This is a genomic window from Burkholderia multivorans ATCC BAA-247 (genome assembly GCF_000959525.1).
In the GTDB taxonomy this organism is placed as follows: Bacteria; Pseudomonadota; Gammaproteobacteria; order Burkholderiales; family Burkholderiaceae; genus Burkholderia; species Burkholderia multivorans.
On the sequence record NZ_CP009831.1, the window covers coordinates 259,995 to 273,261 of the forward strand.

Annotated in this window: 13 protein-coding genes; 12 read left to right on the plus strand and 1 reads right to left on the minus strand. The window is 64.8% G+C overall.

The window, feature by feature from the left end; translation table 11 throughout:
- Positions 1 to 24: 24 nt before the first annotated feature.
- Genes NP80_RS03405 through NP80_RS03445 form a run of 9 tightly spaced genes read left to right on the plus strand, consistent with a single transcriptional unit; the run spans position 25 to position 8,309 of the window.
- Positions 25 to 1,185 carry an alpha/beta hydrolase family protein gene (locus tag NP80_RS03405; protein WP_006404615.1) on the plus strand — a complete coding sequence of 387 codons (1,161 nt, stop codon included), beginning with the start codon at positions 25 to 27 and terminating at the stop codon, positions 1,183 to 1,185.
- 31 nt (positions 1,186 to 1,216) lie between these two features.
- Positions 1,217 to 2,173: a VOC family protein gene (locus NP80_RS03410; protein ID WP_006404614.1), complete on the plus strand. Its 957-nt coding sequence runs from the start codon at positions 1,217 to 1,219 to the stop codon at positions 2,171 to 2,173.
- 19 nt (positions 2,174 to 2,192) lie between these two features.
- Complete coding sequence (locus NP80_RS03415) at positions 2,193 to 2,552, plus strand: Rieske (2Fe-2S) protein (RefSeq protein WP_006404613.1); 360 nt, start codon at positions 2,193 to 2,195, stop codon at positions 2,550 to 2,552.
- A gap of 35 nt (positions 2,553 to 2,587) precedes the next feature.
- Entirely contained in the window at positions 2,588 to 3,718 is a 1,131-nt protein-coding gene (locus NP80_RS03420) for an FAD-dependent oxidoreductase (RefSeq protein WP_035948291.1), read from the plus strand.
- A gap of 23 nt (positions 3,719 to 3,741) precedes the next feature.
- A complete protein-coding gene (locus NP80_RS03425; RefSeq protein WP_006411914.1) occupies positions 3,742 to 4,944 on the plus strand; it encodes an MFS transporter in 1,203 nt (400 codons plus the stop codon).
- A 2-nt stretch (positions 4,945 to 4,946) separates the two neighbouring features.
- The gene (locus NP80_RS03430) at positions 4,947 to 5,762 is read left to right on the plus strand and encodes a cyclase family protein (RefSeq protein WP_006411927.1); all 816 of its coding nucleotides are present in this window, start codon (positions 4,947 to 4,949) and stop codon (positions 5,760 to 5,762) included.
- The gene (locus NP80_RS03435) at positions 5,759 to 6,355 is read left to right on the plus strand and encodes a cupin domain-containing protein (protein WP_006411921.1); all 597 of its coding nucleotides are present in this window, start codon (positions 5,759 to 5,761) and stop codon (positions 6,353 to 6,355) included. Before NP80_RS03430 ends, NP80_RS03435 begins: the two co-directional genes overlap by 4 nt.
- Positions 6,352 to 7,359, plus strand: a complete 1,008-nt coding sequence (locus NP80_RS03440) for a fumarylacetoacetate hydrolase family protein (RefSeq protein WP_006411932.1) — start codon at positions 6,352 to 6,354, stop codon at positions 7,357 to 7,359. Before NP80_RS03435 ends, NP80_RS03440 begins: the two co-directional genes overlap by 4 nt.
- Entirely contained in the window at positions 7,356 to 8,309 is a 954-nt protein-coding gene (locus tag NP80_RS03445; protein WP_006411922.1) for an NAD-dependent epimerase/dehydratase family protein, read from the plus strand. Before NP80_RS03440 ends, NP80_RS03445 begins: the two co-directional genes overlap by 4 nt.
- A 105-nt stretch (positions 8,310 to 8,414) precedes the next feature.
- On the opposite strand, the gene NP80_RS03450 is transcribed toward NP80_RS03445, so the two are convergent.
- Positions 8,415 to 9,140 (minus strand): GntR family transcriptional regulator, encoded by a 726-nt coding sequence (locus tag NP80_RS03450; RefSeq protein ID WP_226823185.1) that lies wholly within the window; start codon positions 9,138 to 9,140, stop codon positions 8,415 to 8,417.
- Between the two features lie 667 nt (positions 9,141 to 9,807).
- Here NP80_RS03450 and NP80_RS03455 point away from each other — a divergent pair.
- The 3 genes from NP80_RS03455 to NP80_RS03465 all read left to right on the plus strand — a co-directional run bounded on the left by NP80_RS03455 (position 9,808) and on the right by NP80_RS03465 (position 13,138).
- The gene (locus tag NP80_RS03455) at positions 9,808 to 11,247 is read left to right on the plus strand and encodes an FAD-binding oxidoreductase (RefSeq protein WP_006404605.1); all 1,440 of its coding nucleotides are present in this window, start codon (positions 9,808 to 9,810) and stop codon (positions 11,245 to 11,247) included.
- 134 nt (positions 11,248 to 11,381) lie between these two features.
- Entirely contained in the window at positions 11,382 to 12,710 is a 1,329-nt protein-coding gene (locus NP80_RS03460; protein WP_080939073.1) for an MFS transporter, read from the plus strand.
- Between the two features lie 32 nt (positions 12,711 to 12,742).
- Positions 12,743 to 13,138, plus strand: coding sequence for a RidA family protein (locus NP80_RS03465; RefSeq protein ID WP_035488051.1), 396 nt, complete (start codon positions 12,743 to 12,745; stop codon positions 13,136 to 13,138).
- Positions 13,139 to 13,267: the final 129 nt, after the last annotated feature.

A 13,267-nucleotide genomic window follows, 5' to 3' on the forward strand; every position in this document is an offset into this window, starting at 1 on the left:
GCAATTTCAATCGAGGCAATCAGCATGTTCCGATACTTTCCTACCAACTACGTCTGGAATCTGTCCGTCAATCTCGCCATCGAAATGGGCGCGCGCATCGGCGAAATCGAGGACATGTGCGGGCCCCTCCAGGAAGCGGCCAGGCAGCCGGACGCGGACGGCACGCGTGCGTTTCGTGAAGCGTGGGTCGAGAAGGCCGATCGCCTTTGCGATCTCGCGCAGGACGACGAGGCGCTGGGGCGGCTGCTGTCGGCAGGCGAGAAATACAAGCGCGCCGCGATCTATCTGATCACGGCCGAGCGCATGCTCGGGCACGATGCCCCGGGGCGTGTCGAACTCTACCGACGCTCGCTGGAGACGTTCGACAGGAGCATCGCGCTCGCCGGCGAGAACTGCGAACGCGTCGCCATTCCGTACGGCGACCAGCATCTGTCCGCACTCCTTGTGAAAGCGAAGCGCGCCGACGTGCGCGCGCCGCTGCTCGTGCAGGTCAACGGGCTCGATTCGACCAAGGAAATGAAGTACTTCGTGGGCTTGCCGGCATGGCTGGCCGCGCGCGGCGTATCGTCGTTGATTGTCGACCAGCCCGGCACCGGCGAAGCGTTGCGGCTGCACGGCCTGAATGCGGTATACAACTCGGAGGTCTGGGCGAGCAAGATCGTCGACTGGCTCGAAAGCCGGGACGACGTCGATCCGAAGCGGATCGGCATGGAAGGCGTGTCGCTCGGCGGCTACTACTGCCCGCGCGCAGTCGCGTTCGAGCCGCGCTTTGCTTGCGGTGTGGTGTGGGGCGCCAACCACGACTGGCGCGACGTCCAGAAAAAACGCCTGCAGCGCGAAGGCAACTTCCCGGTGCCGCACTACTGGAAGCATGTCTGCTGGGTCTGGGGTGCGAAGGATATCGACGACTTCATGCGCATCGCCGAAAACGTGCATCTCGACGGCGTGCTCGATCGTATCAAGGTGCCGTTCCTCGTCACGCACGGCTCGCAGGATTCGCAGATCCCGGTCGCATGGGCTCACCGCACGTACGAGCAGCTCGTGAACAGCCCCAAGCGCGAGCTCAAGATCTTCACCGAGCGCGAAGGCGGCGTCCAGCATTCGAGCTTCGACAACTCGATCAACGCAGGGCACTTCATCGCCGACTGGGTCGCCGAAACGCTCGGCGGACGCACGTCGCTCTGACGCTTTCATCCCTCTCGAGCACGCACATCTCATGAACATCATCGGACCCGATACGCTGGTCTTCGGCGTGGACGACGTCTCCGCCTGCCGCCAATATCTGCTTGACTACGGACTGCTACCGGTGCGCAGCGACGAAACCGGCGGCCGTTTCGAGGCACTCGACGGAACGGGCATTGATATCGCGCGCCGCGACGATCCGGCGCTGCCGCCTGCGCTCGGCACGGCAAGCATGCTGCGCAAGACGATCTACGGCGTCGCCGATTCCGCGACGATAGACGCCATCGCGGCGGAACTGCGTCGCGACCGCGAAGTGACCACACTCGCCGACGGATCGATCGAATCGTTCGACGACATGGGCTTCGCGATCGGCTTCCAGGTCACCGCGCGCCGTTCGCTCGCGTTGCCCGCCGAGCCCGTGAATTCGCCCGGCGCGCCCGCGCAGCGCGCACCGAACGTCGTGGCGGTGCGCGACGATGCCGTGCTGACGCCGCGCACGCTGTCGCACGTCGTCTACTTCGTGCCGGATGCCGCGAAGGCCGAAGCGTTCTATGTGGAGCGTCTCGGCTTTCGCTGTACCGACCGTTTCACGGGCGTCGGCCCGTTCCTGCAGCCGGCCGGCACGCTCGACCATCACACGCTGTTCATGATTCAGACGCCGCCGTTCATGAAGGGCTGCGAGCATTTCACGTTCCATATGGGCGGACCGACCGAGGTTCTGCTAGCGGGCACGCGTTTCGTCGAGAAGGGTTACCAGTCGTTCTGGGGGCCGGGGCGTCATCGGTTCGGCTCGAACTGGTTCTGGTATTTCAACAGTCCGCTCGGCTGTCACGTCGAATACGACGCCGACATGGATCTGCACGACGACACATGGAACGCGCGCGAGGCGCCAATGGGCGCCGACGCATCGCAACTGTTCCTGTTCCAGCATCGCGAGAAGTGGGCGCCGGGCGGTCCTCCGCCGGGCGCGGCAGCGGCGACGTCGGATTGATCGCGAGAATCGTTCTGCCATGTCCAACACTGATCCCGGTCGCAGGCGTCTCGCGAGCATCGACGATCTGCCCGATCCCGGTGCGCGGGGCTTCGATCCGGACGGGCGCGGACACGACACGCTGTTCGTCGTGCGGTACGGCACGCAGGTGCGTGCCTATCGCGACGCGTGCCCGCACTTTTTCGGCGAAACGCCGATGGCCTGGCGCAAGGACGCCTACCTGAGCGGCGACGGCACCCGCATCGTCTGCCACGCGCACGGTGCGCAGTTCGACATCGCCAGCGGCGAGTGCGTACTCGGCCCGTGCCTCGGTCAGCGGCTGACGCCGGTCGAGATCGACGTGACGGACGACGGCGCCATCGTGCTGATTGCGACATGACATCCCAATACCAGACACAACATGGAGACACCCAGATGGCAGCCCCTCTTGAACACGTCCTCGTCATAGGCGGCGGTTTTTCCGGTATGGCGACGGCGATCCAGTGCGCGAAGCTCGGCCTCGCGGTCGACCTCGTCGAGATCGACCCGGGCTGGCGCTCGTACGGTGCCGGCATCAGCATCGGCGGGCCCACGTTGCGCGCCCTGCGCACGGTCGGCGTGCTCGATGCGTTCTTCGAACGTGGCCACGGCGGCGACGGCGTGAATCTGTACACGGCCGGCGGCCGGCCGATCGGCACGCTGCCGACGCCGCGCGTGGCCGGCGAGGACGTTCCCGGCGGCGGCGCGATCATGCGTCCGGTGCTGGCCGATATTCTCGCCAACGCGACACGCGCCGCAGGCGTGCGCGTGAAGCTCGGCTGTACGTTCTCGCGGCTCGAGCCGCGCGGCGATCGGGTGGACGTGGCGTTCACGGACGGCTCGCACGGCACCTACGACCTCGTGGTCGGCGCGGACGGCCTCTACTCGAAAGTGCGCGCCGCCGCGTTTCCCGATGCGCCGAAGCCGCGCTATACGGGCCAGGGCGTGTGGCGCGCGGTGGTGCCGCGCGCGGCGGAGATCGCTTGCGCGACGATGTGGCTGGGACACCGGATCAAGGCGGGCGTCAATCCGGTCTCGCGGGACGAAATGTACGTCTTCGTCACCGAGGACAGGCCGACCAACGACCACATCGATCCCGCCGAATGGCCGCGCATGCTGTCCGAGTTGCTGGCGGCGTTCGACGTGCCGCTGATCCGGTCCATCCGCGCGCAGATCGGCGCCGAATCGCGCGTCAACTACCGGCCGCTCGAAAGCCTGCTGCTGCCGGCGCCCTGGTTCAGCGTACGGGTGGTGCTGGTCGGCGACGCGGTACATGCGACCACGCCGCATATGGCGGCGGGGGCGGGCATCGGCATCGAGGACGCCATCGTGCTTGCCGAAGAGCTGGGGCGCGGTGCGACGGTGGAAGCCGCGTTGCAGGCATTCCAGGCGCGCCGCTGGGAGCGCTGCCGCATGGTCGTGGAAAACTCCGGGCGCCTTGGCGAGATCGAGATCGCCGGCGGCGACCAGGAGGAACACCGGCGCATCATGCACGAGACGCACATGAGTCTCGCGCGGCCGATCTGACATCTGACGCAAGCGGAGGCACGATGGAGCCGAACCTTTCCCCCACGACGGCGGCAGCTGCCGACCCGTCGATATCGGCCGACACGACGCGGCTTGGCGCGCTCGGCACCGTCGCGCTGATGCTCGCGCATTGCGCCGGCATGGTCGATCTGGTGGCCTTGCCGGTCTGGGTCGGCACGTTGATCGGTGCGTATCGGCTGGATCCGCAGAAGGCGGGCCTGCTCGCCACGCTATTCCTGGCCGGCGCCGTTCTGAGCAGCGTGTTTTTCTCCCCGCGCTTGAATCGCCTGCCGGCGCGCGCGATGTCGACCGTCGGCTTCGGCATGGCCGCGTGCGCGTTTCTCGGCATCGCCTCCGTATCGGCCGATCGCTATCCGACGATGGCGGCCCTGCATGCCGCCGCGGGCGTCGCCGTCGGATGCGGCCTGAGCTTCACGCACGGCACCGTCGGACGAAGCCGCAATCCGCATCGTCTGTTCGCGGTCGCCGGCCTCGCGCTCGGCATCTTTGCGATCGCGTTTCTCGGTATCGTGCCGGGACTCATCGCAGCACATGGCGGCCCGATGCTGTTTCGCGTTTTTGCGAGCGTGATGGGCGTCGCCACGATTGCGTGCGCGCTCGCGTTTCCGTCGATTCAGGCGCGCCGCAGCACGGCAGCCGGCGTCGAGCGTCGCTTCGAGCACGCCGTCTGGTTCGGCATGGCAGGCGTCGGCTGCATGGCGCTGACGCAGTCGATGCTGTTCAGTTTCGTGCAGCGCATCGGCCTCGATCGCGGCTTCGGGTTGAGTGCCGTGATCGCGACGCTGATCGCGCTCGGCTTCGTCAACCTGTTTCCCGCTCCCGTCGCCGGACTGCTCGAAACGCGCGTGCCGGGCCGCAAGGTCGTGCAGGCCGGCGCCGTCGTACAGGCCGCGCTCGCGCTGGTCATCACGCAAAGCGCGGCGTTCGCGCCGTACGCGGCGGCCACCTCGGTCTTTGCCGCCGTGATGATCTTCACCCACACCTTCGCGTTCGGCATGCTGGCGCGCATCGACCGCACCGGTCGCGCCGTTGCCGCGACGCCGGCGATGCTGATGACGGGCGCCGCCATCGGTCCGCTGCTCGGCGGCACGCTCGTCAAGCAGTTCGGCTACGGCAGCCTCGGTTTCGCCGCAGTGCTGATCGCTGCCGCTGCGGCGATCTGCTTTTCGCGGCTCGATCGCCCCTCCCCATCCCAAGGAGTCTGAACATGAAGCCCGTTCGACGGTTCGTCGATCTCTCCATCTATCTCGAGAACGACGTGCTCTCCGATCCGCCGCCGCTCGCGCCGAAGATCCGCTATCAGAAGCACGGCGACACGCTGCCCGAATTCATGGCGATGCTGCCGGGTACGAAACCCGAGGACTATCCCGACGGCGAAGCGGCCGCCGCGGAGTGGGTCACGCTGACGACCCACAGTGGCACGCATCTCGACGCGCCGTGGCATTTCCACTCGACGATGGATGCGAGCCTGGGCGAAGCGCAGCCGTCCATCACGATCGATCAGGTGCCGCTGGAATGGTGCTTCCAGCCGGGCGTGAAGCTCGATTTCCGGCACTTTCCGGACGGCTACGTCGCGACGGCGGCCGACGTCGAGGCCGAACTCGCGCGCATCGGCCATGAACTGCAACCGCTCGATATCGTCGTCGTGAACACGCGGGCCGGGTCGCGCTACGGGCACGACGACTACGTCAATGCGGGCTGCGGGATGGGCTACGAAGCGACCATGTACCTGCTCGAGCGTGGCGTGCGCCTGACCGGCACCGATGCATGGAGCTGGGATGCGCCGTTCTGCTATACCGCGCAGAAGATCGCGGAAACGGGCGATACGTCGCTGATCTGGGAAGGGCACAAGGCGGGGCGCGATATCGGCTATTGCCATCTGGAGAAGCTGCACAACCTCACGGCGTTGCCGCCGACCGGCTTCACGATCAGTTGCTTCCCGCACAAGATTCGCGGCGCGTCGGCAGGGTGGACGCGCGCCGTCGCGATTTTCGACGACACCGACGGGGAGGCGGCAGCATGAGCTTTCCAGCGATTCGTCGCGTGGTGACCGGACACGACACCGACGGCCGCGCAGTCGTCGCATCCGACGGTCCACTGCCTACCGTGGTGGAAATCGCCGCGATTCCCGGCACCGTGTTCCACGAAGTCTGGAGCACGTCGTCGAGCCCCGCCACGGTCGACAATGGCGCGGATCCCACGGTGGGCGCGCTCATGCTGCCGCCGCCCAGGGAGGGCACCCGTATGCGCTTCGTCGACATTCCCCCCGATACGCCGGAGTTTCTCGCACACGGCGCGACGAAAATGCACGACGCGTTCAGCGAGATCGGCGACGCCGCAGCGTCGACGGTGCAGGCCGGCTCGCCGCATCCGCTGATGCATCGCACCGAGTCGGTCGACTACGGCGTGGTGATCGAAGGCGAAATGACGCTGATTCTCGACGATGCCGAAGTCGCACTCGCGCCGGGCAGCGTGGTGATTCAGCGGGGGACCAACCATGCCTGGGCGAACCGCTCGGGCCGTCCATGCCGGATGCTGTTCGTGCTGATCGACGGCGTCTACGATCCGGCGCTTGCCGCCGTGCTCGACGCGCCCGCACATGGAGGCGCACGATGAAATTCGCGACCTTGCCCGACGGTGGCGCCGATGGGCGCTTGCTGCTCGTGTCGCGCGACCTGCGCCATGCTGTCGACGCTGCGCCGATCGCAACGACGCTGGCCGACGTGCTCGATCGCTGGGACGCGCTTGCGCCCGGCTTGCAGGCGCGTTACGACGCATTGAACGCCGGCAGCGTGCGCGATGCGCGTCCGTTCCATCCGGCCGCATGCGCCGCGCCCTTGCCGCGCAGTCCGCAGTGGTGCGACGGCTCGGCGTTTCTGAATCACGGCCGCCTGATGGAGCAGGCGTTCAATACGCCGCCGATTCCGATGTTCGATACGGTGCCGGTCATGTATCAGGGCGCGAGCGACGACTTCCTCGGCCCGGCGAGCGACGTGCCCTTGCCCGACGAGGCCGACTGCATCGACTTCGAAGGTGAATTCGGCGTGGTGGTGGGACACGTGCCGATGGGCGTATCGGCCGCCGCTGCGCTGCGCTGCATCCGCCTGATCGTACAGCTCAACGACTGGAGCCTGCGGGCGTTCGGGCCGCACGAAATGAAGACGGGCTTCGGCTTCCTGCAGGCCAAGCCTTCCACGAGCTTTGCACCGGTTGCCGTCACCCCCGACGAACTCGGCGAGCACTGGCGCGACGGCCGCGTGCATCTGAGCCTGCACGTCGAATGGAACGACCGCTGGTTCGGTCATCCGCACGGCCGCGAGATGAACTTCGGCTTCGGTGAACTGATCGCGCATGCGGCCCGCACGCGTCGCCTGTCGGCGGGGACGATCGTCGGGTCCGGGACGGTGTCGAATGCCGACCGCAACGCGGGCTCGGCGTGCATCGCCGAGCGACGCGTGATCGAAATGATCGACGAAGGCGCCGCGCGCACGCGGTTTATGCGTTTTGGCGACCGGGTCAGGATGACGGCGCGCGACGACGCCGGCAACGCACCGTTCGGCACCATCGATCAGCGGGTGGTGCGCGCGCCGCGCGCCGACGATGAGGAGGCTCGGCTATGAGAGTGCTGGTGACCGGGGCGGGCGGATTTGTCGGAACGGCGTTGGTCGAACGGCTGCTGCGCGACGGTATCGCGGAGCCGGGCGATGTGTCGGAACTGTTGTGGGTCGACCGGCAAGCGGAATGGCCGTGCGACGATGCGCGAATCACGGCGCTGGTCGGCGATTTCAGCCGTCCGGAGATGCTCGAGCCGCCGCTGTCGACACCTGTCGACGTCGTGTTTCATCTGGCGAGCCTGCCCGGTTCGCAGGCGGAAGCCGAACCGGCCGAGGGCGACCGCGTGAATCTGTCGGGAATGCTCGCGCTATTCGAACGCCTGGCCATGCAGGCGACGGAGCACGGGCGTGCGGCGCGCGTCGTCTATGCCAGCAGCGTGGCGGTGTTGGGCGAGTCGTTGCCCGCGTCCGTGGACGAGCACACCGTACCGCGCCCGACGATGAGCTACGGCGTGCACAAGCTGGTTGGCGAGCTGATCCTTGCCGACTGGACGCGACGCGGCAAGCTCGATGGTCGTGCGTTACGCCTGCCGGGCATCGTGGCTCGTCCGGCGCTTTCCGCGGGACATGGATCCGCGTTCATGAGCCAGATTTTTCGCGCGGCACAGAGCGGCCAGCCTTATACGTGTCCCGTTTCGCCTTCGGCCACCGCGTGGTGGATGTCGCGCAGCTGCTGTGTCGACAACCTGCTGCACGCGGCACGCATGTCCGCGGACGGCCTGCACGCGGGCCGAGTGTGGACGCCGCCGGTGCTGCATCTGTCGGTTCGGGAGATCGTCGATGCGTTGGTCCGGCGCTTCGGCGCGTTCGACATCGATTACGCGCCGGTGGAACGGATCGAACGGCTTTTCGGACGGCAACCGCCGCTGACCGATCGCCGTGCGATCGAAGCGGGATTTCGGCACGACGGTACGATCGACGCGCTTGTCACGCATGCGCTCGAGCCGCAGAGCTGATCCATTCTGTCGCGCGGGTCGATGAATCGCACGGTTCATTGTGGTTTGAGCGCATGCGATTCGCCACACCGGTGCCGGCCGATAGCCGGATCGGCCGGCCAGCATTTAGCTTCGCCGCTTTGGGCCAATAGCGAGTTGCTCGCAAATTTCGATGGCGATGGGCACCATGCGCTGCATGTGCTTGCGCGCGAAATGCTCGGCAGCGTAGCCGTCTCCGTGCAGGATCGCTCGGCCGATATCCATGTGGTCGACCAGATTCAACCGCCAGTGGTCATGCCGGAGATCCCGAAAATAGATCGCGTGAAGGATCGGAAAGTTGAACTGGTCCATCAATTGGCCAACCGCATCAATGCCCGACATGGTGTTGATGGTTCGATGAAACACGCCGTTTTCGGTTCGGTGATTGTCGACACGATTCGCGTGCTCCTGCGCGGTTACCTGCTCCAACAGCGCAGCGATTTTTTCGCGATTGCCCGGTAGATCGATGCGTTCGGCCGCGGCTCGTGCGCCGAGCCCCGCGATCACTTCGCGAACCCGGAACATTGCCTCTATTTCGGCGCGGTTCGGCGCAGCAACGGTCGCGCCGCGATTCGGCTCGAGGCGGATAAACGAGTTGTGTTCGAGACGACGCAACGCTTCACGCACGGAACTGCGGCTCACGCCAAGGTCACGTGTGAGATCGGCTTCGACGAGCCGCTGGCCCGGTCGGTACTCGCCGGCAACAACACGGCGCGAAATCTCTTCGAACACGAAGTCGGCGACGCTGCGTTCTTGATCCACTCGCGCGGCAGATTGCTCGTGCGATTGCCCGGTTTCGGGGGCCGTTGACATTCTGACTGACTCCATAGGGTCCGTTTGCATGGGGCACGCGCATGCGTTGCCACGAGACCGGCGGCGCGCGACGCGGCGAGCCGCCGCTCTTGTGGCAACCCTTGACCTGAATTTCATTCTACGGGAATGCCCGAAATCGCCCGTATCGCGCGTCGCTCGTCGCTTGTCCGGCGCGGCCAAACGGCGCTCCGTGGCAAGAACGATTCGACGATCTCAAGACCAGTACCGCCGCTCATCGTGTCAGGCCAGCTTTGCGCGCATGAGGCGTCGGCTGGCGAGATTCCGAGCGATTGTCCGACATTTCCTGCCCGTTGGCGAATGCCGCCGCCGTCACGGATCCAAAGCTGCGCAATCGATCTGGCTAGGGTAAACCTCGACGGAATCTCGATTGACGCTCCAACATTGTCCGACAATAATTCGGGAAATTTCGCTGTTTCTCAGAGAATTGCGAGTTCAGCGTAAATTATGTCGGACAAAACGTGCCGCTGCACAAGCGATCCATAGCCTGGTTCCGTGGCTGCGTACTGGCGTCGCCGCACGACTCATGTTGCCCCTGATACGGCGGTGATTGACCGGCAATGTCATGCCATATCGTTGCCCATGCTGTCGGCGATTGCCGCTACCGCGTGGTGTCCGATCCTGCAAGCGCCTCTTCTCTGGAACTCGCATGTCTACAGCAACAGAAGCGCGCACCGCGCTTGAACACCGCCTTGCCGATATCTGTGCTGCCCTCGACGGGCAGGTTGCGTTTCTGAATGCGGCAGACGCCGGCCCGAAATATCACACCGACTGGAGCGGTGCGTATGGCGTCCCGGCGCCGGTACTGCGTCCACGCACGCCCGAGGCGGTGGCCGCACTGATGCAGCGTCTGCACGCCGCTGGAATTCGTTCGGTCGTCCAGGGAGGCATGACCGGGCTGGTCGGCAGCGCCGCGCCGCAGAACGACGAAGTCGTTGTGTCACTGGAGCTGCTGAACCGGATTATCGAAGTCGACGAGATCGGTGCAACGATGACCGTCGAGGCCGGTGTTCCGCTCGAAACGGTTCAGCAAGCTGCGCAAGCGCACGGGCTGTTCTTTCCCGTGGATCTTGGCAGTCGTGGCGCCTGCCAGCTCGGCGGCATGATTGCGTCGAACGCCGGTGGCAACCGCGTATTGCAATACGGGATGACACGACAGTCGGTGCTCGGGATTGAGGTGGTATTGCCGGACGGCTCGCTGCTCTCGCACCTCAGCAGTGTGTTGAAGGATAACGCCGGCTACGATCTCAAGCAGTTGTTCGTCGGCTCCGAGGGTACGCTTGGCATCGTCACTCGCGCCGTGTTGCGTTTGCAGCCGCTGCCGGTCAGCCGGCATACCGCACTGATCGCGGTCGATGGATTGCAGCAGGTGTTTTCGACGCTGCGCGCGTGTCGCGCCAGCCTGGGACCGATGCTGACGTCATTCGAGGTGATGTGGCGCGACTACTTCGACTTCGTCACGCAATGCCTGAAGGTGGGGCGCGATCCATTCGATGGCGCGGGCAGCCATCTCGTCCTGCTTGAAATGTCGGGCTTCGACCGCGATACCCGTCGCGACGAAAGCCGCCTGCTCGAAGCACTCGAAACGATCGCGGAAACCGTGGGGACCCCGTTCATCGTGCTCGCGCAGTCGCTTAGCGAGGCGGAGGCATTCTGGCGCATTCGGGAGTCGACGGGCGAGGCCGCGCATGCGCTCGGGCCTTCCATTTCGTTCGATATCAGTATCCCCGCACGGCATCTGGTCGACTGCATGGCCCGCCTGCGCGCAGACCTGCTTCGGCTATCCCCCGATTGCCGCACGCTCACGTTCGGTCATCTGGGAGACGGCAATGTCCATTGGGTGATTGGCATTGACGATGCGTCCGTCACCGACAACATCAAGGCCGCGGTCTATCGCCATGTGGTGGAGGCCGGCGGCTCGATTTCAGCCGAGCACGGTATCGGATTCGAGAAGAGGCCTTACTTCGAGAGCACGTGCAGTCGCGTCGAGATTGACGCAATGCGTCGAATCAAGCGTCTGTTCGATCCGGGCCTCCTGCTCAACCGCGACCGGATCTTCACGATGCCCGTCACCGATCGAACCGCCTGAACAGCGAGCCGCGCAAATCAGGCGAAACAGCCTGTGGCACGCCAACGCATTCGCATATTGCAGCGGCCGCCGCTCGCGGTTCGCGCAACGGGCTGTGCACGTACCCATTCACACAAGGACCATCGGAGACCGGCATGACATATGACTCATCGGCAGTGACGCGAACGCCTGCGTCGCCCTTGCCGGCTTTGACCGACGTCGGCCTGGACAAGCTGTATGCAAAGGTCACGCGACGCTTGATCCCATTCTTGTTGCTCTGTTTTGTCGGGGCCTTCCTCGATCGCGTCAACATCAGCTTTGCAAAGCTTCAGATGTCGAGCGATCTGGGGTTCAGCGAAACCACCTACGGCATTGGGGCAGGGATCTTCTTCCTTGGCTACTTCCTGTTCGAGGTGCCGAGCAACATCCTGCTGCACCGGATCGGCGCGCGCATCTGGATCGCCCGCATCATGATTACGTGGGCGATTCTGTCGGCAGCCGTGATGTTCGTTCGCACGCCAGCCAGTTTCTATGTCTTGCGCTTTTTGCTGGGCGCGGCGGAAGCCGGGTTCTTTCCCGGTGTGATTCTGTACCTTTCGCGGTGGTACCCCTCGGCACGCCGGGGCAAGGTCATCGCGCTGTTCATGATCGGTTTTCCGCTTGCAAGCATCATTGGCGGCCCTTTGTCTGGATGGATCATGCAGGGGTTGCACGGAGCCTTCGGGCTGGCCGGATGGAAGTGGTTGTTTTTGATCGAGGCGGTGCCGTCGTTGATACTGGGCGTCGCAACGATGTTCTATTTGACCGAGCGCATCGCAGACGCGAAATGGCTGGATGAGCAGGAACGACGTCTTCTGGCCGAGGCGCTTTCGCAAGAGCGCGTGGAAGCTCAACGCACGTCGATCGCGGGCGCGCTGACGGATTGGCGCATGTGGTATCTGGGCGCGATTCTGTTTCTGATAGGCCTGGGCATGTACGGCCTGGTTTTCTGGCTGCCGACGCTGATCAAATTGTCCGGAATCTCCCACCCGCTTCAGATCGGATTGTTGAGCGCCGGCCCCAATATTGCTGGCGCCATTGCGATGGTGACATTGGGCCGAAGCGCCGATCGCCGGCGCGAGAGGCGGTGGCATATCGCGCTGTCCGGATTTGTCGGTGCACTGGGACTGGCCGGTGCCGCGCTATGGCCGGACCAGACTTTCGTCGCCATGATCGCGATTTGCGTGGCCGCCATTGGAATCTTCCCGGCAGCACCCGTTTTCTGGGGAATTCCGGCCAGGTTGCTTGGCGGCGCGGGTGCGGCGGCCGGCATTGCGATGATCAACTCCATTGGCAATCTGGCCGGCTTTTTCGCGCCGGCCTTCTTCGGCTGGATCAAGGATGCGACGCATAGCACGATGGCAGGGTTGCTGGCCTTCGCCTTCGCATTGTGCGTCAGCGCAATCCTCGTACTTCTGCTTCCGCGTCACATCGCAAACCGGTGACGGCTCAACCCATTGCTGGATCAGACATCGAAATGAAAGAAGTGATCGATATCGGCTTGCCCAAGCCAGCACAACCCTTTTCATGGGCAACCAAGGCTGCGGGCTTGCTGTTCACTGCGCACGGTCCAGTGCGTAGCGATGGCTCCGTGCATACGGGGGGCATTGCGATGCAAGCGCGCCTGACATTCCAGAATCTGAAAATGGCCATCGAGGCCGCCGGCTCGGATCTGTCGTGTGTCGCCCAGGTACTGGTGACGCTTGTGGACGTGGACGATGTTCCCACGGTAGATCGGGTTTACCGCGAATTCTTCGCCGATTCCTATCCGAACCGGTCGACGGTTATCGCGAAGGGGCTCGTCGTGCCGGGGATGCGCATCGAGATCGTCGCATATGTCGCGCTGCCGGTTGACCGATCCTGCGCTCGTTGAATTCGTCTTCATGCATGCAGCGCAGAAGCGAAGTGCCGTAATGCCGTGCGTAGTCCATCGCGGTGTCGCTTGGGCGGGGGCGTAACGGTCGGAATCTGCAATCGTCGCGTGCAGGTTGGCCGGTTTCTG